This is a genomic window from Arcticibacterium sp. GJ41-1 (assembly GCF_055808875.1).
Genome location: NZ_CM147888.1, coordinates 3,323,897 through 3,343,699, shown reverse-complemented (window position 1 = coordinate 3,343,699; position 19,803 = coordinate 3,323,897). Strand labels below are relative to the sequence as shown.

The window sequence follows — 19,803 nt, the reverse complement described above, 5'->3', positions numbered from 1 at the left end:
TTCTCATTGTATGAGATTGAAACGGGTAATTGATAGGAGTACTTTTTCAAAAGCGAACGCCCTATAATTTGAAAATAATTGCTCAAAATATACAAGGATGTTAATCTTAAACAAATGATTATGATAAGCTTAGTTATCAGTTATTTACCTAAATATAGTGGCGGCCTCTTTAGCCCATTTTTTGGGTCTTTCGCCAAAACACTCCGCAATGGCATCTACCCCAATGATAGTTCCTTTTGCCAAACGACCGAGTAAAGCAATTGGAACATTATTGTTGGCATTTGCTGATTTTACATACCCATTTTCAAAGGTGTCTACTCCTAAATCATCATGCACTGCTTCTATCAAATCGTTAGAAAGAAGTTTCTCTACAATTGGAGCATTAACAGATTCAATTTTTGGAGGGTCTAAAACAGAATCTATCATGATATTGGCTATTTGTGAACTTTCTTTTGACTTGATTTGCCATCCTTCTGGACTCAGTTCAAACGAAGGATTATTTGCCATTTCCAAGTTCATTACTCCAGCATTAACCAGAGCTATCATCTGTTGTATACTCTCCACAGGAGGGCCGTAAGAGTATCGTTTAGTACTTTCATCTAGCGTAATGATATCTGCAAAAACCTTTATAGAGCATTCGTTAAACGAAAGTTGGCTGTAAATGGATGGTTGACAAAATCGCCAAACTTGGCCAATGCAATAGTCTAAACTTATCGCTGATTTTCCGGTAGCCATGTCTACAAAATCTTGCATCATTTTGACCGTAGGCTGTTTTTGAGAAAGTAGGGCGGGGTGCTCTGTTTTTTGGTCAAGCAGCCATTGCTTAATTAGATATTCGGTTTGATTTAAACTTAGCTCTTCTGTTAAATAAGCATTTGTAAGTTTATGATAGACAGCTGCGGCAATGGAGGAAAAAGCCTCAATCAAAAACAGTGTATTTTCTGCACTTCTCTGAGTTTTCTTGTTACCTATTTTACTTTCAAATACAGATAAATTTTCCTCAGAAGGTTTAAACCACTCATCTATTACTCCGTTAAGGGGTTTTGGAGCGGGTGGTAAGCCATCTAATGAAAAAGGAATTAGCATACCCTTGATATCATGAGAGCTTTTGTAGTGGCATGCTCTCGTTTTTTTATCATCTATAATGAAATGGCCAAACTTCTCGCTAATACCTCTGACTACATCTATCATAGCTAAACCGAAGCCACGAATACCAATTTTGCTTTTAGAAGTAAGAAGAGAACCATTTAAATAATCATAGATAGGGTAGGGTGTTTTGTAAAGCTTGAGCGTAGAATTATATGATGCAAAATGGTACCAGTCTTGTATCTGTTTACCAAGTTTTGTGGGCTGATGCCCAATGGTGAGAAGTACCTCGTTTACATTGTCATAAGAATTCTTATTGGTGCGAATGCAAATTTCCCCATTGTCTTTGACTTCTATATCTTCTGCTTTTTCTGTCAATAAACTTACTTTTCCTGCCTTTAAAAGTGGTGAAGAAATTGACTGAAAGCGTTCACTTAAATATTGACCAATTTTTGCCCTTGGCGGATAATAGTCAGGTTTTTCAAGAGAGATTTCTTCATAGTCTTCGTTTATCCAGTTGTGAAATGAAGGGAAAGAGGGAATCTCAATAGTTGCTAATTTTATGGTCTTCCGCATCTCTAGCGATAAGACTCTTTCTGATACGTTCATCCAGTTAGACTTAGCTTGCTTCAGATCATAAACCTGTCCATTTCCGAAATTACCAGTTTCTTCAAAAAGCAAAATATGGATATCAGATAAGTCATGCAGTGCTTTTATGAAATTTTCTAAAGCATAAAGACCTCTTGGTCCAATACCAATAATTCCTAAAACTTTGGTGTGCATAATTAGCTCTTGATTATATAGTTTTTACAATGTTTTATTTACTGAAAATACGTATTTCAAGCAAGAAAGATGCAGGTACTAAAAAACAATTGGAACTATATAATAGGAAGCTTATGGTTTGCTATAAATCAACATTTTTAAAAGGCCTAAAGCCGCTATGATAATTAGAAACATAGAAGGGAAACCGCCCAGCACAGATAAAATTCGGATACCATCTATTCCGGCATATGTTAGCATAATGTAAGAAACAGTACCAATAAGTACTCCCCAAATTACTTTTATCCAGATGGCAGCCTCTGGGCTGGTAGGGTGAATGTCTTTTGAACTAAGAGCACTCATGGCCGATACATTAGAATCTGCAGCAGTAATAAATGCAATAAAGAGCATGGCGAGAGCAAACAGGCTCATTACTCTGCCGTAAGGTAGTTTAGAAAACATAGCATACATGGCATTCCCTTCCCCAAATTCGGTCATGTAATTAAATAGCTCTCCGTTTCCTAGAATATCAAAATGGAGGGTAGTACCTCCAAAAATACTCATCCAGATAATGGCGAATATGGAAGGGAAGAGAAGATTGAAGTTGATAAAATCTCTAACAGTATAACCCAGTGCCAACCTGCCAAGGAACAGGGAAGTAATAGGTGCCCAGGCATACCAGTTTGCTAAATAATAGATGGTCCAGTTGTCGTACCATTCTTTTTGAATACCTGATTTAATATTAAGGCTTCTTGGTAAAAAATTGATTAGATAATCTTTTGTACCACTTAAGGCAGCACTAATTATTTCCTTAGAAGGTCCAAGAATAAAAACTAAAACTGCCAGTCCTATAAAAATACTAATGTTAATATTGGAGAAAAATCTAATGCCTTTTGTCAATCCTGTGGCCGACGAAATAATGAAGGTACATACTATTACCACGCATACTGCGAGCATAAGATTTGAAGAGCTGCTAATACCGAAATTAGTTTCTAAACCGCCCATAATAGCTAGCAAGCCTCCACCTAAAGAAGCCGACATGCCCAATATGAGAGCGTACAGGCAAATGATATCAGCTATGTCACCAAACTTTCCATGAGATTTTTCTTTCAATAATGGATACATCATACTTCCTATACTGAATGGCTGTTTGAGATTATAATAGGCATATGCAAATGTTAGGCCTGCTACAGTGTAAATTCCATAAGGAGTAAAGCTCCAATGCATAAATAAAGTTGACATAGAAAAGGCTGCGGCCTCTTTGGAGCCTATAGGCAAGTTTAAACCATCTGTATGACTGTTTAAATGGTAAAGTGGCTCAGCACATGCCCAAAAGATTAAAGCAGACGCTGTGGTGGTGCAAATGGCAATAGCAAACCAAGTCCATTTAGTCAAAGTGGGTTTAGCGTCTTTACCTCCAAACCTAGTTTTACCCAAAGGCGAGAAGTATACGGCTAAAATTAATATCAAAAAGAGGAAGCTACTCCAAGTAAAAAGCCAGCCAAAATGTACCAAAATCCAAGAGTTGGCACTTTTAACCATGAAAAGAAACTCTTCGGGTGCATAAATGCCGTAAGCCACCGTAAGGACTAGAACAATTAAAGGAGGGAAAAAGACGGGTTTGTTTAGGCTTTTTTTGTTCAATTTCATCTGATTCCAAGTTCCAAAAACTTATTGGGAATACAAACATTAGGCTCTTCATGTTCTTTGGGGTAAGTGGTTAAGTTACCTTCAGGCCAGTAGTATTTTCTTACTTTTTATATAAGCTAGAAATCAAAAGCTTTCCATAGAATAAAAGTCAAAGAGGGAATAGAGCTTGAGAGGTACCTCACAAGTTTAACTTTTGTATAAGAGTAAGCACCCCGCATAATTCAAGCTTAAGTATTTTTTCCAACTATTTAATGGCTCAAATTTTGCGGAAATTGTAGAATTCAAAGATTTTGACTTTCCGAGTATTGAACGAACAGCAGTATTCAAAAGAATGTCTTGATGGTAAAAGGCTGAAAAAACTTGTGGAATTTCAAAAGTTTCATTGAAAATTGAAAAAAAAGTAAAAAAAAGTAAAAATAATTTTAAGTCTTTTTTTTTGGGAAAAGTGGCTTCTATTCTCTTGAATGAGCCTTTTTGCGTTTTTTTAGTCGATTGTTTGTATAATTTGGTAATGATTTCTTAAAATTACCTTTATGATTCTGAACTAATAATGAGATAATTAGTTCTACATTTGTATTCGGCTCGTTAATCAACACTGATTAAGCGAGACCAATTTTTTAATTTTTTTAATATTTTTTTATGAACATTTTTGTAGCAAAATTAAACTACGATACTCAAGAGGCTGACTTAGAAAGCTCTTTTGCTGAATTCGGTGCTGTAGATTCAGCTAAGATTATCATGGACAAGTTCACTGGCCGTTCGAAAGGATTCGGTTTTGTGGAAATGCCTAACGACGACGAAGCTCAAAACGCTATCAACGCGTTGAACGACACCGAAATGGACGGTCGTACTATCGTAGTGAAGAAAGCTGAACCAAGAGAAAGCAGAGACAGCCGTGGCGGTGGAAACCGTGGTGGTGGTTTCAACAGTAGATATTAATATATATCGTGTGTAATCACAGAAAAGCTCCTGCATTTGCAGGAGCTTTTTTTATGCCCTAGTATTTGATGTTATAAGACATTATTTGAAGACCATGCTCATAAAGCTTCGATTCTATTAATTCTAGACAGACTTGCTTCTTAGATTCTCCAAAAAGTCTGGTACCTTCTCCCATTAAAAAAGGATTTAGTTTGATTTTAATTTGGTCAATCAATTCATGCTCTAGCAGCCATTCGGCAAAAGTGCCTCCTCCACATAAGTAAATAGCTGTTCCTTCTTCTTTTTTAAGTTCTTTTATTTTATGAATGTCTCTTTCAGATATTTCTACTCCTTCAGCAGTGTTTTCAAACTTTAAGGTTTCTGAAAAAATTACATGTTTCATGTGTTCGTAAGCCTTTTGTCCCGGTTTTAAACCGTATTTGTAGCCAAACTCATAGGTTTTTCTGCCCATTATGACGGTGTCATAATTATTTAGGTCTTTTAGATATTGTGTGACGCCATTTCCTTCGGCTTTAAATTGGCTAATGTCATCATTTATGCCTGAGATGTAGCCATCTAAAGACATAGCCACATAGTAAACTATATTTCTCATTCTTGTACGTATATTAAATTTGGTAATGGTCAAAACTGGATTGTTTTGACTTTTTAATTAGAGCGATGTAGCGTGCTTTTTATATTACCATTTTCGGTCAGATTTGAGAATACTTTGATTCTAATGTCAATTTAGAGAAAAATGACACAATTAAAAAGCTTTATGCGAAGGTGAACTTCTTGTGAGCTAGGTAGTTGAATATAAAACTAAAGCCCATGCCTGCAAAATGGCTAAAGGTACCTATAGGGCTAAATTCAGTTTTAGTAAAGGGAATATGAGCAGTTAATTCTCCAAACATTTCTGTTAAACTCCATAAGGTAAACTCCGCACCTTTTACCGTAATAATATAGGAGAAAACTAGGGTGAGTAGGTATTTTAAGATTTCACTTTTAGTATTACCAGATTCTTTGGCTCCAAAAGCCATGTTTTTTGAAAGGAAAAAACCAACGGGTATTGCCGCTAAATATCCCCAAGAAACGCCGGTATTAAAAGGTAGACCTAAATAACGAATACAAATAATGGTACCAACCACATATTGCACCACCACGCCGCAGGTAGCTGCAAAAAAGTAAGCTATAAAAGTTTTCCTCCTTTTTAAGATTTGGTAAGCCGAGAATTTTGACAAAAGATGAATTTAAGAGGTTAAAATAGATGGCTGAAGTATTCTGAACTAACAATAATACTATAAAAAATTTTATTAGCCCAAGATGTAAAAGGCCTTGGGCTAATATTATGCTAGATTTTCATGTTTCGGCTTTAATGTCCTCCTGAATATTCTAAAATTTGACCTTCTTTCTCCAATTCAGTTTTAAGGCTTTCGTAAGAGATTTCTTTTAAATCAACACCTTTGTCTAATGCTAAACCTGCTAAAGTAGCTGCACTTTGTCCTAGAATCATGAAAACAGGTTCCATTCTTATAGAGCCAAAAGCAATGTGCGAGCTTGATACAGCTACAGGTACCAGAAGGTTAGAGCACTCGCCATTTTTAGGAAGTATACTGCCTAGATCAATGCGATAAGGCTTTTCTGGGTGAACTCCTATATCTCCTTCATTTTGAACATAACCATCTTCTGTTACATATCTCTGAATGTTATGTGAATCCATGGTGTAAGAGCCCATTCCTATTGACCTGTTAACCGCTTTCTTTCCTTGAATTTCGTTTTCGGTCATTACGTAGTCGCCTACCATTCTTCTAGCTTCACGTACATAGATTTGATATGGCCAGTTTCCATTATCTGCAAATTCGTCTTTGGCGTAGCCCCATTTAGCCATTTCTGTTTGTACATCTTCTGGGACCCTTGGGTCGTTAGCTATGAAATAAAGCAGCCCTTTTTGATAAGTTTCATGCTCTTTGATGATTTCCTGTCTTCTTTCATAAGAGGCTTCAGGGTAATCGTAATTCATTCCAATATTATCTGTACTGAATGGCCCGTGATTATTAACATCAGTTTTATGATTAGGGATAGGGTCATACTTATTAAAGGTCTCTCTCCATCCAGAATCAAAAACACGTAGCAAAAGCTCGTATTGAGTAGAGTCGTAGCCAACTGGCTTTGTAAACGGAATGCGGTTGTTCACATCTTGAGTCAAGCACATTCTAAAGCAGTATGCTTGTAGTTTATTGTCGGCTTCGCCGCGTATGCCTGGGTTTTCAGCAGAAATTCTTGGTAACAAGCCACTCGTAGGGTCGTTCGCTATTTTGTAAGGACTTATTTTTCTGTCGCCAAAATGGTGACCATGATGAAGAACGCCCACCTGAATACCATTCCATGTTTCGTTATACTGGCTGTTTGCTTCTCTACCTACCGTATAACTGACTCCTGCGGCCGCCATAAGGTCTCCTTCATAAGTTACATCAATAAACATTTTTCCTTCATAGGTTTGACCATCTAAGGTGGTAATTGATTTTATTTTACCGTCTTCCATGTTTACCGCATCTAGCCATTGGTCTCGGTATACTTTTAGGTCATAATCTTTGATATAATCTTCAAAAACTTTTTCTGCTATGCTAGGCTCAAAAATCCACATGGTCTTGTTAGCACCATCTATTGCGGGCGTTCCTTGTCCCACGTTTCCATAATCCTCTTTATTTTGGTGTTTCCAAGTCTCTGGTTTTTGATAATAATCGTAAATACGTTGATAGAAATCTCTGGCTAAGCCGCCAATGATTTCTTTGTTTCCGGTGTCTGTAAAGCCTAAGCCCGAAGAAGTCATTCCGCCTAAATGTTTATCTGGAGAGACTATAATGGCTGTTTTACCCATTTTTACTACCTGCACGGCAGAGGAAAGTGCGGCGGAGGTTCCGCCATAAATAATGACATCAGCCTTTTGCGTGTTACTTTGCTCTCCTTGGCAGGCAGCCATTAGAAAGAGTGATGTTAGGAGAAATAAGGTCTTGAAATTTGTTTTCATTTTTATAATGGTTGAATATTGATTTGAAAAGCAAAGAAAATAATTGCTTCCAGCTCTAAATATAATTGAAATAAAAAGATATAACTTGCCCCACTTTCGGTTATATGCCGAGTAGGGTTCAATATCATGTTATTTGGAAACATCCTTTGAGGGGCTTATTGACAGCTTTATGGTTAATAAAGTTGGGCTTTTTGAAAATTTCTTGAGTACAGTCTTATCAGACAATCTTAAGAATAATTTGTTATCGCTCTATGCTGAAAGGCATATGAAGGCCGCAGGCATTGGCAGCCTCCAAAATCTACAATTAAATAAGGAAATCAGAAGTGATATGATTTACTGGTTAGACAGAAATCATAATAACGAGCATGAAAATAGCTTCTTTGATTTCATGGATGCTTTTATAAAGTATTTAAATGAAACCTGTTATGCAGGAATTACCTCTTATGAGTTTCATTATGCTTTGTATGAAAAAGGCAGCTTTTACAAACGTCATTTTGACCAGTTTAACGGGAATAATGCCAGAGCATATTCCATGATTATGTATTTAAATGACGACTGGCAAGAAGGAGATGGGGGAGAGCTTTGTGTATATCACACTGGCAGTCCTCAAAACATTGCACCCTTAAACGGTAGATGTGTTTTCTTTAAGAGTGATGAAATTGACCATGAGGTCTTAGTCAATCAAAAGAATAGAATGAGTGTGACGGGTTGGCTAAAAGTTGGCTAATTGTTATAGCTCTTACTTAAATTTCCATTTCCCATGTTCCTAATGGTGAAAACAGGAAATCTATGGGCGTGTCGATATCATAAAGGTATTGATGAGAACGTGTTTCTTTGGTACAAAATGGATGTATTAATGCAAGCATTTTTACATAGCTATCTAGTGTCAAATCACAGTAGAATGTTTGCTCATTGTTGGTTCTGACACCCTCATCCTCATAAGAAAGTCTTAATAAAAGATTGCAGTTTTTCCTATCAATGAAAGGAAGGGTAGCCAAATCAAGTACTTGGAGGTCGTCAATCACTACTTTCTTCAAAGCTCTAGCAAACTCTAAAGCTTGCTTGCTATCAAAGTCGTACAGGCGAACTAGTTTTTCGCCGAAGTTATTAATCTCTGGAAGGTAATCTAAAATCATATGTTCTCTAAAAAGTGCAATTTAGTAATCTCTTCCTTTCCAAATGGTTTTTGAAGGCCAAAGAAATACTACAAACTGTAAAAACCATGAAATGGGCATGTATAATGCAAATAGCGGAACGTATTTCAAATAACCTTTTAAATCTAGCTTCTTCTCAATGTACCAGATTTGAACAAAATGGAATAGCAAGAGGTAAAGGATAATATAGAAAGCAAACTGAATTTTAAGAAAAAGTAGTAAGAGGATTATTGGAAACAATAAAATCTGAATCATGGCAGTAAATAGCAAAGAACTTCCACTTTCAAAACCTCCCTTTAACCACCTTTTTCTTTGCTCAAAGAAGCGTTCTGGTGGTTTGGTGTATGCCAAGACATCTTTTGTGAAAGCTTGTTTAAAGTCAAAGCCAGCATCTAAGATAGCTTTGTATATGGCAAAATCTTCTACAATGGAAAAGCCTATTTTTTCATAACCTCCTACCTCCCAATAGGCTTCTTTGCTCACAGCCATGTTATTTCCCATGCCTGTAGAGGCTATCTTGTTTTTAGAAAGTACATGCATGATGTGCAAGGCGGAGAGCCACTCCATGCCCTGAAAGGCTGACCAGATACTGTCTTGGTTTAAAGTTGTCAAGCCTACCACCACACCGACTTTTGATGTGAAGTGTTTTAAGATTCCCTGTATCCAATCTGGAGGTAGGGCAATGTCTGCATCTGTAAAGAAGTAGAATTGACCTGTGGCCTGTTTAGCTAGTTGTTCTAGCACTCTCGCTTTTCCTTTTAGCTGCTCACTCTCTTTTTTAGGTTCTAGGTGAATAACTTTTACATAAGAATTTTGACTTGCAAATTCTTCAAGTATTTCCGCTGTATTATCCGTGGAAGCGTCATTTCCAAAAATGACTTCTAGCTTATCTTTATCATAGCTGAGCTCAGAAATTGAGCGTAGCAGGGTAGGAAGGTTAGTTTCCTCATTTCTTGCCGCTATTAAAATGCTGACGTTTGCTAGGCTCATTTGGCAAAAATAAGAATACTATGTATATAAAAAATGCCCTCTTAAAAGAGAGCATTTTTTGAAGAGCTTACAATTCTTTCATTTTGAGTTTATCGTAAAATAGTGCCATGGAATTATAAATTATGGGCAATGCATAAAAAATACCCACCACTAAAGCTAAAATTCCAAGAATGGCCATTCCCATATGAATTAAGGATAATAGAAAATATTTCATTTTATAACCATCCATCATCTCCCAGCTTTTTTTCATGGCATCTACACCAGAAATGTTATCATCGTCTGCCATAATAAAGAAGGTTTGGGAAAGTCCCATAGCCATTATTATCCCAGGGATTACAAGAAGAATGAACCCGATAGCAACTACCACAAGGGTTAAAATGAAGGCAACAGTAGATTGCAGGTAGTTTCTAAATCCGTCAAAAAGATTTTCTATTCCTGAATTTTGACCACGAACTATCTTTTGGAAAAACATGGCGAGGCCTAAATTAAGTGGCCCACCGATTACTATGCTAAGAAAAGAAAGGTTGTCATCTAACCTATTAGGCAAGCTGGTTAGAAGTGAAAAAATTATAACTAGCCCTATTGCTGGCAACCATTTGCCTTCCAGTAGGTCTCTCGATTTACTAATAATGTCTACGTTTTTCATGAGCTATTTTTTTATCTTAAATGTTTAACATTAACGCCATATAGAATACAGAATAGGATTCCGATGAATGCTGCTCCACCGCCAGCCATGGCTCCCATCATTCCTTCATAAATCATGATTGGGGCTACTATGGCTACTATTGTTCCAAATATGTAAAGCCAGAAACCCTTCTTATCTAAACCCCACATAAGAATAGCTCCTATAAGTGTAAGAATAGCTGAAATTCCATTTGCTAGAGCTATGTTTTTTACATTTTCTACGGTGAGACCGTCGGTTACAGAGCCCATGATTTTTTGAAAAATATTGGCCTCTTCTTCGGAGTCTAATTCATCTTCAATATTGTCCATCACTTCCTCTAGAGCTTCATTACCTACACCTACAGCTACTTCAGCATTTTGGTAATTAGAAAATGAACTGAAAATGGAGGAACCACTACCAATAAACGTCAGTATGCACAAGACGGTAAGAAAAGTAGGTCGTAAAGATTGATTCATTAGCTTTTTTTGTTTGGTTTAACGTGGTCAAGATTACCATTTTTATGCTAGGTTTCAAAACCTTCAAACCGCTTATTAGTCAAGCGGTTCTTTATTAATATAAATGGTTTTATGCTTTTGTTTGTTTCTATTGTCTGAAAAATGAGCTCTTTTAAGCATTTTAAGGCACTTTTTGCTGATTTTAGCAGAGATATCTTATACTAATGTGAATTTAGAGCTTAGTGTCATTTCTCTTTTTCAAGGTGAACTAACCAATTAAATCGGCAAGGGTAGTTTTTTCATATACCGCCAAATTGGCATCTCGCACTTGACCTAAAATAGGACGTAGTTTACATTCTTCTTCGGTGGTACAGTCTTCGCATTGCCCATAAAAATTAAGAGAAACACATAGTAGTGGTGCTATAGGACCGTCAATAATTCTTAAAACTTTGGCAAAGGTTATTTCTGAAGGAGGAATTCTTAATAAGTAGCCGCCGCCTTTTCCTTTTTGACTTTGCAAAAGGCCATTATTTCTTAATTCTAATAGAATAGCCTCCAAAAATTTTTTTGGAATGTTTTCAGCCTCGGCAATCTCAGAGATGAGTGTTGGTTTCTTTACCTCAAATTTTGTTCCTAGGTGTTTCAGGGCTTTTAGGGCATATTTCGCCTTTTTCGAAATCATATCTTATTTAAGGGGTTTGGACAAAAATAAACTATTTTTTGCTAAAGCAGGGTTACTTAACCAGTATTGTCTGCTAGCATACGTACCTTTGTGTTTTTTAAGCTTCATAATTATTATATGCAAAGAATTCACCGTCCCCTAGTAGAAGGCGTCATCCAAAATTTGATGGCCATTTTTAATCAAAATCAAAAGGCAGATAAAGTGGTGGAACTGTCTTTAAAAGAGAACAAAAAATGGGGGGCAAGAGACAGACGTTTCGTGGCCGAAAACACCTATGAGGTTATTAGATGGTGGCGTTTACTGAAATTTTGTTCAGAAATAGATCAAAGAGTTATAAAGGAAGAAAGCCTTTTCTGGGAAATGTTAGGTACTTGGTTTGTATTAAGTGGTCTTGATTTACCTGAGTGGGAAGAGTTTTCTACTTTAAAGCCAGAAGCCATTCTTGCTAAGAAAGAAGAAGCTATTGAAATAAGAAAAATTAGAGAGTCAATTCCAGACTGGATTGATGAAATAGGAGAAGCCGAAGTAGAAGATTGGGAAAAAGAGTTGGCAGCCTTAAATGAGCCTACGAATGTTTATTTGAGAGTGAACACTTTAGTAACTAATAAAAAGGAGCTACTAGCAAGCCTTAAAAAAGAGGGTGTAGAGCTAGAAGAAGTAGAAGGAATACCAACTGCTCTTAGACTTCTAAAAAGAAGAAACTTAAAGGCTTTGAAGCCTTATAATAAAGGGCATTTTGAGATTCAAGATGCTGGAAGCCAGCTTATTTCTGATTACTTGGAGGTTTCGCCTGGTATGAAAGTGATAGACGCCTGTGCAGGTGCAGGTGGAAAGAGCCTTCACATGGCTACTTTGATGCAAAATAAAGGAGATTTGATATCAATGGATATTAAAGCACCTAAGCTTCAAGAGCTAGAAAAAAGAGCTTTCAGAAATAAGATTAGCATCATAAGAACGGAACTGGTCAAAACTGATAATATCAAGAAAAGAGCAAAGTCTGCAGACCGTGTTTTACTTGATGTTCCTTGCTCTGGTTTAGGTGTTTTAAAAAGAAACCCTGATGCCAAATGGAAGCTGAAAGAAGATTTTCTTGAAGAAATCAAAGAGGTTCAAGAAAGCATTTTGAGGAATTATGCTGAAATGACCAAAGTAGGAGGTAAGTTGGTTTATGCCACTTGCAGCATGCTGAAATCAGAAAACGAAGACCAAGTAGCCAGATTCTTAGCCAATACCTCAGATTTTGAGTTAGAAAAAGAAACTAGAATCTCACCAGCTAAAACGGGTTTTGATGGTTTTTATATGGCATTGATTAAGAGAGTGTCATAGTCTAAACCACGATTTGTTTGATTTTTGATTCCACAATGTGGAATCAATGCTGATTCTAATTGTCTTTACTATTATTGGGATTGAATTGTTTAAGTGTTAATTAGACCTTTCAGTTAGAAAATGGGTAAGATAATGGGAACATGAATCACACGACGTATGAATACTCAGATAAGACAGCAAAAATAATAGGTTCTGCTATGAAGGTGCATTCAGCACTATGAAACGGTTTCCAAGAGGTAATTTATCAGCGAGCTCTGGCAATTGAGCTGGAGATTGAAAAAGTTCCTTTCAACTTCGGAGAAAAAAGTTTAAAATTAAACGTTTAGTAAATAAGAAATTTAAGCCATCAGTTAAAATAACCTAAGTCTGTTCAATCACAAGAATCAGGGTTTAGACAGATGGCTAGGTTTTTGCTCCGATGTATCCGTTAGGAAACAAACGAGTGAAATATGAATAGAAAATTACTTAAGGGCCAATTTTTTGGTCTTTCTTTAGTCATTGGATTATCGTCCTTTGCATATTTAAAATCAGACAAAGATGGTGTTCTAAAAGCCAACGAGTTGTCTTATTCCAATACCAAAATTGAATTGAATTTTGGCGGCTTAGAGGAGCTTATTAGTATTGATGATGATTTGTTTAGGACAGATATTTATTTGTCCGATGTTAATCTCAACGATGCTACCATTAATTCAAAGGAGCAGATTGTGATGGTGCTGAAAAACTACATGGTGTCTAAAGGGTTTGAAAACGGGACTTATGATGTTTCGTCTGAATTTACCCCCGGAGACTCTAATGTGGTGATAGAACTTATGGCTCTTGACGGCAAACTTACAGATGTAGAGGTCGTTTCAGGAAAGGTGGCCTACAAAGGGAAGTACCCGCGAATAGAGTTGGAAGTTGACCTTAAGTTGTCAAATGGTGAAAACCTTTCAGGAAGTTATTCCAAAGAAATGGAATCTTTCAGATACTTCTTTTGATTGTGTAAGTTTATTTTGACAACTGGTTTGAACGGTTCGCCGCTGCGATTAGTTTTTGCCCAAACAAAAAGTAAGACCCGTCCGGCAAGGACAGCGAAGGAACTGTTTAATCAAAGGAATGGAATCTTTCAGATACTTCTTTTAAAAACTATTCTCAAAAGAACTATAGCCTCAATGTTTCGGCATTGGGGCTTTTTCTATGCTAAAAGCATGTTTTCCTCTTCTTTGAATAAAAATAATGCGAGTTTTAATGTAATATTGGAAGAGAGAAACCCTAAGAAATAGATATGGACATAAACAACCTAGATAGAAGAGACTTTATAAAAGGTTCGGCAGCTACGCTGGCTTTGACTTCACTTTCAGCAAAAGGATTTGCAAATACACTGGATACAAAAAAACAATACAAAGTAGGTTTGATAGGTTCTGGGTGGTACGGGAAGTCAGACTTGTTCAGGCTAATTCAGGTAGCTAATGTGGATGTGGTAGCCTTATGTGATGTAGATACAAAAATGCTGGCAGAGGCCATTGACTTAGTTAGTAAAAGATTAAAGTCGGGTAAAAAGCCAAAAGGTTATGCCGACTACCGTCAAATGTTGAAAGAAAACAAGTTTGATATAGTACTTATAGGTTCACCTGACCATTGGCATGCTTTGCAGTGCATTGATGCTATAAAAGCAGGTGCTCATGTTTTTGTTCAAAAACCCATTAGTGTGGATGTAATAGAGGGCGAAGCCATGGTGGCCGCTGCCCGAAAATATAATAAAGTGGTACAAGTGGGTACCCAGAGAAGAAGCACACCATTTTTAAAGCAAGCCAAAGAAGATATAGTAGAAAAAGGTCTTTTGGGTAAGATATCTCATGCAGAAATATGCTGCTATTACCCAATGAGAAATGGCAGTAATCCAGATTTACAGCCTATTCCGTCAAATTTAGATTATGAAATGTGGACGGGACCAGCACCATTAAGACCTTACGATGGCTTACCACATAGAAGGTGGTGGAGAGCCTTTATGGAATACGGAAACGGTGTGGTTGGCGATATGTGCGTACACATGCTAGATGCTGTCAGATGGACTATGGACTTAGGCTGGCCAAATAAGATTAGCTCACAAGGTGGTATTTACGTTCAAAAGAATGCCAAGTCAAATATCACAGATACACAGTCGGCAGTTTTTGAATATGATGAATTAAATATAGTGTGGCAACACAGAACTTGGGGTAAAGCTGCGGACCCTAAATACCCTTGGTCTTATAAGCTATATGGTGATAAGGGCACGCTGGAAGCCAGTACGCACATGTATGATTTTACGCCAATAGGTGAGGGAGAAGCAATTCATGTAAATGTGGAAATTGACAGGGTTAATTATCCAGAAGATTTAAAAGAAGACAGCATTGAGCTTAACGCGGCACCAGCCATGAGAGGTCATATGTTAGACTTTTTGGCTGCTATTGAAAATAATAGTAGACCAGTAGCAGATATAGAACAAGGGCATATTTCTACCGCTTCTTGTATTTTGGCTAACCTATCTTGTGAATTAGGAAGACCATTGGTTTATGACCCAAAAACTAGGCAAGTTGTGGGTGATGCAGAGGCTACACAGCTGCTCATGAGAGAATATAGAGCACCTTATGTACACCCTCATCCAGCTAGCGTTTAGTATAATTTTGATTTTTTGATTAACGCCAAATCCTTATGGGTTTGGCGTTTTTTATTTAAAAGTATTTGCTAGGCAAAAAAAGGTGTTTCCTCTTTTGAATCACACCTTAACGTCTTTTAATGCTATTTGAACTAGAAAAATTTATAACTTGATAATCAAATACCCTATCAATTATACCAATGAAAGATTTCAACCTAAATAGAAGAACGTTTATAAAAGGCACAGCTGCAGCCTCTTTGGCCATGTCGGCTACTGGTGTTAATGCGATGAGCTCTAAAAAAGCAGCACCAAAATATAATGTAGCATTAATAGGAACTGGATGGTATGGTACTTCAGATTTGCTCCATTTGATTCAGGTAGCAGATGTGGAAGTGGTTTCTTTATGTGATGTGGATACTGAGCAGTTAGATAAAGCCGCCACTCGAGTAAGCCAAAGGCAAAAATCGGGAAAAAGACCAAAGCTTTACAGCGATTATAAAAAGATGCTTAAAGAGCAAAAGCTCGATGTGGTGCTTATTGGTTCTCCAGACCATTGGCATGCTTTACAAGCTATTGATACTATCAAGGCTGGTGCTCATGTTTACCTGCAAAAGCCAATTTCTGTTGATGTAATTGAAGGAGAAGCAATTTTGGCGGCAGCCAGGAAGTATGATAGAGTGGTGCAGGTTGGTACACAACGAAGAAGTACACCTTTTTTAAGGGAGGCAAAAGAAGAAATTGTAGATAAGGGCTTATTAGGAAAGATTTCTCATGTGGAGGTTTGCTGTTATTACCATATGAGAAACGGCTCAAATCCACCTTTGCAAGATGTTCCGGCACATTTAGATTATGATATGTGGACTGGCCCAGCACCTTTAAGACCGTATGATGGTTCTCCGCATATTAGATGGTGGCGTGCTTTTAATGAGTATGGAAATGGCATAATGGGCGATATGTGCGTGCACATGCTAGATGCCGCAAGATGGACCTTGGATTTAGGTTGGCCAAAAAAAATAAGCTCTCAGGGTGGTATTTATGTTCAGAAAGATGCGAAATCTAATATTTCTGATACCCAATCGGCGGTTTTTGAATATGACGAACTTAATGTGGTTTGGCAACATAGAACTTGGGGACAAGCTGCAGACCTCGAGTATCCATGGTCTTATATTTTTTATGGAGACAAAGGTACTTTGAAGTGTAGTACTAAAATGTACGATTTTACACCAGTAGGGGACGGTGAAGCTATTCATGGTGAGCCTAAGATAGATGGCAAAACCTATCCTGAAGATTTGAAAGAAGAGAAAATCGAGATTCATGCGGCTAACGCCAATAGGGCACACATGCGAAACTTCTTAGATGCTATTGAGAATGGTGGAAGACCGGTGGCAGATATAGAACAAGGGCATATTTCTACAGCCGCTTGTATTTTGGCAAATATATCTATGGAGTTAGGTGGAAGACCATTGGTTTATGACCCTAAAAAAAGAATAGTAGTGGGCGATAAAGAAGCCACGGCACTGCTTCAAAGGCCTTACAGGAAGGGTTATACACATCCGCATCCTGACAAAGTTTAATCCTTAAATAACCCTTTTTTTATCGCTCTGGAATTTTTCAGGGCGATTTTTTTATAACTTGAATTCAATAATTTTTATAACAACCCTCCATGAAATATTTATTAAGCCTTATTCTTCTTTTTCCTTTTAGCCTTTCGGCTCAATATAAATTAGGACCTGACTCTCAGAAACAAGATGGTGTGCCTCAAGGGAAGGTGACAAAATATACTTGGCATAGCCCTTCTTATGATAATTATAGAGAATACCATGTTTATGTACCTGCCCAGTATGATGCATCAAAACCTGCTGCACTGATGATTTTTCAAGACGGTCATTCCTATGTGGATAATGAAGGTGGTTGGCGTGTGCCGATAGTTTTTGACAATCTGATTCATAAAAAAGAAATGCCTGTGACTATTGGCTTGTTTATTACGCCCGGTCATAATACAGAAGATTTGCCGGAAAATAGGTTTAGAAGCTCTAATAGAGCAAATGAATACGATGAAATGGACGACCGATATGTGTCAATGCTATTAGACGAGTTGATTCCTGAGTTAAAGAAAACCTTGAACATCTCAGATGATAGAAAAATGCATGCCATTTGTGGATTAAGTTCAGGGGCTATTTGTGCTTGGACAGCCGCATGGCAAAGAACTGATGTTTTTCATAAAGTGCTTAGTCACTATGGGAGTTTTACCAACATTCGAGGCGGAGATAGGTATCCCGGTCTAATCAGAAAATCAGCGAAGAAAGACATCAAAATATTTATGCAAGATGGCAGTACAGATTTGAATAATATTCACGGAAACTGGTATTTGGCTAACCTTCAAATGGAATCAGCCTTAGAATATAAAGGCTATGAGGTAAAGACGGAATGGGGCACTGGTGGGCATACTTCAGACCATGGAGGGGCTATTTTACCCATGTCTTTAAAATGGCTTTGGAGTGATGTTATGGAGTGAAATTACCAGTAAGTTTTAACAATTTCTACCAAATACTTCTTTTTCCCTCTCTTTAAAGTTTGCCTTTCTAATTTATTACCAAAGTATTCAAACTCAATGGATTCTAATAGTCTCTTTTTGCCCGATATTCTATTCGTAAGGTAGGTGTCTTCTTTAATTTTCTGGTTATTATCATTTAAAACAAATCTGTATTCTACTTCCCCAATTAACCTTTTTCTGGTTGAATTTGATTGAATGGCTTTTGATGTAATGAAGCCAGTATTTCCACTAATCCCGTATTCAGATGTTGTCATACCATTTTTATATTCATGTTCGGTGTATCTATTGATAATATTACCCGAAGTATCTAAAGCGATATTTTGGATTTCTTGTGTACCATCTACATAATCGTATTGATATTTTACGGTTGCTTTGGTTGAATCAAGAAGCACTCGAGAAGGCGAAATTCGGATTTTATCAAATGTCGGAGTGATTTCTATTGAAGGTATTTCTTCGATTGGATATTTAGTTTTTCCTTTTTTTGCCAATTCAAATCTGTAATGCTCATGATAAGTCTTATCGGTGGTAGAATCTCTGTGGTAGTATATTATGGTACCATCAGGCTTACCTTCTTTTCTCAAAAAAGTGATTGTTCTTTCATTTTTTATTCTAGCATTATATCGAGTTGTGATACTAGAGTTTTTCAAGTTGTCAAAGCTATATGTGGTTAAATGGTTGTTGCCTAAGTGAAAAACGCCAACGTCATTTTCCCAATCTAAAGTTCGTAGTCCCTTTTCATTATAATAAACCGCCTTAAAAACTTTACCCTTATAATAATACCGTTCGCTTTTTAGTGTTTTTAAGGAGTCTTGGCCTTGGCAGAAATAAAAAGAGCTAAAGCACAAAAAGAAGAAAGAAAGTGTTCGGAAGTTTGATATGGGCATTGCATGGTTTATAATTGCTATCTAAAGTATTCAAAAAATATTTCATTCTAAATGCCTTCCAAAGAATTCATAGAAGTAACTGTCAAAAATCATCAAATACTGCATGGTTTTGATGAAAACAACCAAGAGGTTATAGAAACAGTGGAGGTAGCAGCTGCTGCCAAGAAGCTTATCAAAATTGATAGAATATTGTCAATAAGCGAGAAGTTTATACTGACATCGTATGCCTATGATAGAATTATCTATTGGGAATATGAGGAGACTTACAACGATTTAAAAGCAATGCTTTCAAGCAAATAATACTATAAAAAATGAGAGACTTATCACCAGCCTTTGCGGCATTTGACGCCTATAATAATCAAGACCCAAACCAAGAAAGCATTGGGAATCAAAAGCTAAGTAAGGAAACCCTTTATGGCCTTAGAATGAGTATTTGGCTAAATAGATATGATTCTAATGCCCCAGACCAAGTGAAATTAGCTGCCAGAAGTCAGCACATAGGTCGCTGGGAAATGGCTAGAGATAGTTTCCCAATGGACAGGACTGGTTACTTGAAATGGAGAAGTCAATTGGCTATTCACCATGCAAAAACCGCTGGAGAGATTTTGACTAATCTTGGTTATGAAGAGGAATTGATTGACAAAGTCAAATTCTTACTTCAAAAGAAGCAGTTGCGACAAAATGAAGAAACTCAGTTGCTAGAAGATGTTATTTTCTTGGTTTTTGTGGAACACTATTTAGAAGCTTTTGCTGCAAAGCATACCGACGAAAAAGTAATTGACATCATAGCCAAGACTTTGAAAAAAGTAACCGCTAGAGCTATTGAGACTTCTGGAAGTATTTCAGTTTCTGAAAGAATGGGAAGGTTAATTGGTGAAGCAGCTAAAACCTTATAAGAGCAATTTTTTTATTACGTTTTCTAGTAGAAATAGGACTATCTATGGCATTTTGCCATTAAAAGGTCGTCTAATAGGAGGAATACATCTAAAAGCTGCATACCTGTTTCCACATAATCTTACATTTGATTTCTAAAATTTACCAA

At 36.9% G+C, this 19,803-nt stretch carries 20 protein-coding genes; 9 read left to right on the top strand and 11 right to left on the bottom strand.

Annotated features, from left to right (window positions below; all coding sequences use genetic code 11):
- Positions 1–144: 144 nt before the first annotated feature.
- Together AC0L6O_RS13860 and AC0L6O_RS13855 are read right to left on the bottom strand one after the other, a co-directional pair.
- Complete coding sequence (locus tag AC0L6O_RS13860) at positions 145–1,869, bottom strand: FAD/NAD(P)-binding protein (protein WP_473303158.1); 1,725 nt, start codon at positions 1,867–1,869, stop codon at positions 145–147.
- A 111-nt stretch (positions 1,870–1,980) separates the two neighbouring features.
- Positions 1,981–3,495 carry a BCCT family transporter gene (locus tag AC0L6O_RS13855; RefSeq protein ID WP_473303156.1) on the bottom strand — a complete coding sequence of 505 codons (1,515 nt, stop codon included), beginning with the start codon at positions 3,493–3,495 and terminating at the stop codon, positions 1,981–1,983.
- A 639-nt stretch (positions 3,496–4,134) separates the two neighbouring features.
- Between AC0L6O_RS13855 and AC0L6O_RS13850 the strand changes: the two genes are divergently transcribed.
- Positions 4,135–4,434, top strand: a complete 300-nt coding sequence (locus AC0L6O_RS13850) for an RNA recognition motif domain-containing protein (protein WP_111370490.1) — start codon at positions 4,135–4,137, stop codon at positions 4,432–4,434.
- Between the two features lie 58 nt (positions 4,435–4,492).
- Here the strand turns inward: AC0L6O_RS13850 and AC0L6O_RS13845 are convergent, their stop codons facing one another.
- From AC0L6O_RS13845 to AC0L6O_RS13835, 3 genes are all read right to left on the bottom strand, one after another.
- Positions 4,493–5,026: a dihydrofolate reductase family protein gene (locus tag AC0L6O_RS13845; protein ID WP_473303155.1), complete on the bottom strand. Its 534-nt coding sequence runs from the start codon at positions 5,024–5,026 to the stop codon at positions 4,493–4,495.
- A gap of 160 nt (positions 5,027–5,186) precedes the next feature.
- Positions 5,187–5,651, bottom strand: a complete 465-nt coding sequence (locus AC0L6O_RS13840) for a GtrA family protein (RefSeq protein ID WP_473303153.1) — start codon at positions 5,649–5,651, stop codon at positions 5,187–5,189.
- A 131-nt stretch (positions 5,652–5,782) separates the two neighbouring features.
- Positions 5,783–7,438 (bottom strand): FAD-dependent oxidoreductase, encoded by a 1,656-nt coding sequence (locus tag AC0L6O_RS13835; RefSeq protein WP_473303151.1) that lies wholly within the window; start codon positions 7,436–7,438, stop codon positions 5,783–5,785.
- 133 nt (positions 7,439–7,571) lie between these two features.
- Between AC0L6O_RS13835 and AC0L6O_RS13830 the strand changes: the two genes are divergently transcribed.
- Positions 7,572–8,165, top strand: a complete 594-nt coding sequence (locus AC0L6O_RS13830) for a 2OG-Fe(II) oxygenase (RefSeq protein ID WP_473303150.1) — start codon at positions 7,572–7,574, stop codon at positions 8,163–8,165.
- A gap of 16 nt (positions 8,166–8,181) precedes the next feature.
- On the opposite strand, the gene AC0L6O_RS13825 is transcribed toward AC0L6O_RS13830, so the two are convergent.
- The 5 genes from AC0L6O_RS13825 to AC0L6O_RS13805 form a co-directional block, all read right to left on the bottom strand.
- On the bottom strand, positions 8,182–8,574 hold the full coding sequence (locus AC0L6O_RS13825) for a hypothetical protein (protein ID WP_473303148.1): 393 nt from the start codon (positions 8,572–8,574) through the stop codon (positions 8,182–8,184).
- A 21-nt stretch (positions 8,575–8,595) separates the two neighbouring features.
- Complete coding sequence (locus tag AC0L6O_RS13820; protein WP_473303146.1) at positions 8,596–9,582, bottom strand: glycosyltransferase; 987 nt, start codon at positions 9,580–9,582, stop codon at positions 8,596–8,598.
- Between the two features lie 67 nt (positions 9,583–9,649).
- Entirely contained in the window at positions 9,650–10,228 is a 579-nt protein-coding gene (locus tag AC0L6O_RS13815) for a DUF975 family protein (RefSeq protein WP_473303144.1), read from the bottom strand.
- Between the two features lie 11 nt (positions 10,229–10,239).
- Positions 10,240–10,722 (bottom strand): hypothetical protein, encoded by a 483-nt coding sequence (locus tag AC0L6O_RS13810; RefSeq protein ID WP_473303142.1) that lies wholly within the window; start codon positions 10,720–10,722, stop codon positions 10,240–10,242.
- Between the two features lie 247 nt (positions 10,723–10,969).
- Positions 10,970–11,383, bottom strand: coding sequence for an RrF2 family transcriptional regulator (locus AC0L6O_RS13805; protein ID WP_473303140.1), 414 nt, complete (start codon positions 11,381–11,383; stop codon positions 10,970–10,972).
- A gap of 117 nt (positions 11,384–11,500) precedes the next feature.
- Here AC0L6O_RS13805 and AC0L6O_RS13800 point away from each other — a divergent pair, with 117 nt between their 5' ends.
- The 5 genes from AC0L6O_RS13800 to AC0L6O_RS13780 all read left to right on the top strand — a co-directional run bounded on the left by AC0L6O_RS13800 (position 11,501) and on the right by AC0L6O_RS13780 (position 17,838).
- Entirely contained in the window at positions 11,501–12,709 is a 1,209-nt protein-coding gene (locus AC0L6O_RS13800; protein ID WP_473303138.1) for an RsmB/NOP family class I SAM-dependent RNA methyltransferase, read from the top strand.
- Positions 12,710–13,158: 449 nt separating this feature from the next.
- Positions 13,159–13,686 carry a hypothetical protein gene (locus tag AC0L6O_RS13795; RefSeq protein ID WP_473303136.1) on the top strand — a complete coding sequence of 176 codons (528 nt, stop codon included), beginning with the start codon at positions 13,159–13,161 and terminating at the stop codon, positions 13,684–13,686.
- A gap of 287 nt (positions 13,687–13,973) precedes the next feature.
- Positions 13,974–15,344, top strand: a complete 1,371-nt coding sequence (locus AC0L6O_RS13790) for a Gfo/Idh/MocA family oxidoreductase (protein WP_473303135.1) — start codon at positions 13,974–13,976, stop codon at positions 15,342–15,344.
- 179 nt (positions 15,345–15,523) lie between these two features.
- A complete protein-coding gene (locus AC0L6O_RS13785) occupies positions 15,524–16,897 on the top strand; it encodes a Gfo/Idh/MocA family oxidoreductase (protein ID WP_473303133.1) in 1,374 nt (457 codons plus the stop codon).
- Positions 16,898–16,986: 89 nt separating this feature from the next.
- Complete coding sequence (locus tag AC0L6O_RS13780) at positions 16,987–17,838, top strand: alpha/beta hydrolase (protein ID WP_473303132.1); 852 nt, start codon at positions 16,987–16,989, stop codon at positions 17,836–17,838.
- 2 nt (positions 17,839–17,840) lie between these two features.
- On the opposite strand, the gene AC0L6O_RS13775 is transcribed toward AC0L6O_RS13780, so the two are convergent.
- A complete protein-coding gene (locus AC0L6O_RS13775) occupies positions 17,841–18,761 on the bottom strand; it encodes a hypothetical protein (RefSeq protein ID WP_473303131.1) in 921 nt (306 codons plus the stop codon).
- A gap of 51 nt (positions 18,762–18,812) precedes the next feature.
- Here AC0L6O_RS13775 and AC0L6O_RS13770 point away from each other — a divergent pair, with 51 nt between their 5' ends.
- Positions 18,813–19,061, top strand: coding sequence for a hypothetical protein (locus AC0L6O_RS13770; protein WP_473303130.1), 249 nt, complete (start codon positions 18,813–18,815; stop codon positions 19,059–19,061).
- An 11-nt stretch (positions 19,062–19,072) separates the two neighbouring features.
- Positions 19,073–19,657 (top strand): DUF4202 domain-containing protein, encoded by a 585-nt coding sequence (locus AC0L6O_RS13765; protein WP_473303128.1) that lies wholly within the window; start codon positions 19,073–19,075, stop codon positions 19,655–19,657.
- Positions 19,658–19,803 lie beyond the last annotated feature (146 nt).

What these genes read in the sequence shown, in the direction of transcription:
- AC0L6O_RS13775 (WP_473303131.1), bottom strand. Translation starts at nt 18,761, where the DNA reads ATGCCCATATCAAACTTCCGAACACTTTCTTTCTTCTTTTTGTGCTTT.
- AC0L6O_RS13800 (WP_473303138.1), top strand. Translation starts at nt 11,501, where the DNA reads ATGCAAAGAATTCACCGTCCCCTAGTAGAAGGCGTCATCCAAAATTTG.
- AC0L6O_RS13765 (WP_473303128.1), top strand. Translation starts at nt 19,073, where the DNA reads ATGAGAGACTTATCACCAGCCTTTGCGGCATTTGACGCCTATAATAAT.
- AC0L6O_RS13810 (WP_473303142.1), bottom strand. Translation starts at nt 10,722, where the DNA reads ATGAATCAATCTTTACGACCTACTTTTCTTACCGTCTTGTGCATACTG.
- AC0L6O_RS13850 (WP_111370490.1), top strand. Translation starts at nt 4,135, where the DNA reads ATGAACATTTTTGTAGCAAAATTAAACTACGATACTCAAGAGGCTGAC.
- AC0L6O_RS13860 (WP_473303158.1), bottom strand. Translation starts at nt 1,869, where the DNA reads ATGCACACCAAAGTTTTAGGAATTATTGGTATTGGACCAAGAGGTCTT.
- AC0L6O_RS13785 (WP_473303133.1), top strand. Translation starts at nt 15,524, where the DNA reads ATGAAAGATTTCAACCTAAATAGAAGAACGTTTATAAAAGGCACAGCT.
- AC0L6O_RS13835 (WP_473303151.1), bottom strand. Translation starts at nt 7,438, where the DNA reads ATGAAAACAAATTTCAAGACCTTATTTCTCCTAACATCACTCTTTCTA.
- AC0L6O_RS13795 (WP_473303136.1), top strand. Translation starts at nt 13,159, where the DNA reads ATGAATAGAAAATTACTTAAGGGCCAATTTTTTGGTCTTTCTTTAGTC.
- AC0L6O_RS13815 (WP_473303144.1), bottom strand. Translation starts at nt 10,228, where the DNA reads ATGAAAAACGTAGACATTATTAGTAAATCGAGAGACCTACTGGAAGGC.
- AC0L6O_RS13855 (WP_473303156.1), bottom strand. Translation starts at nt 3,495, where the DNA reads ATGAAATTGAACAAAAAAAGCCTAAACAAACCCGTCTTTTTCCCTCCT.
- AC0L6O_RS13780 (WP_473303132.1), top strand. Translation starts at nt 16,987, where the DNA reads ATGAAATATTTATTAAGCCTTATTCTTCTTTTTCCTTTTAGCCTTTCG.
- AC0L6O_RS13770 (WP_473303130.1), top strand. Translation starts at nt 18,813, where the DNA reads ATGCCTTCCAAAGAATTCATAGAAGTAACTGTCAAAAATCATCAAATA.
- AC0L6O_RS13825 (WP_473303148.1), bottom strand. Translation starts at nt 8,574, where the DNA reads ATGATTTTAGATTACCTTCCAGAGATTAATAACTTCGGCGAAAAACTA.
- AC0L6O_RS13820 (WP_473303146.1), bottom strand. Translation starts at nt 9,582, where the DNA reads ATGAGCCTAGCAAACGTCAGCATTTTAATAGCGGCAAGAAATGAGGAA.
- AC0L6O_RS13845 (WP_473303155.1), bottom strand. Translation starts at nt 5,026, where the DNA reads ATGAGAAATATAGTTTACTATGTGGCTATGTCTTTAGATGGCTACATC.
- AC0L6O_RS13790 (WP_473303135.1), top strand. Translation starts at nt 13,974, where the DNA reads ATGGACATAAACAACCTAGATAGAAGAGACTTTATAAAAGGTTCGGCA.
- AC0L6O_RS13805 (WP_473303140.1), bottom strand. Translation starts at nt 11,383, where the DNA reads ATGATTTCGAAAAAGGCGAAATATGCCCTAAAAGCCCTGAAACACCTA.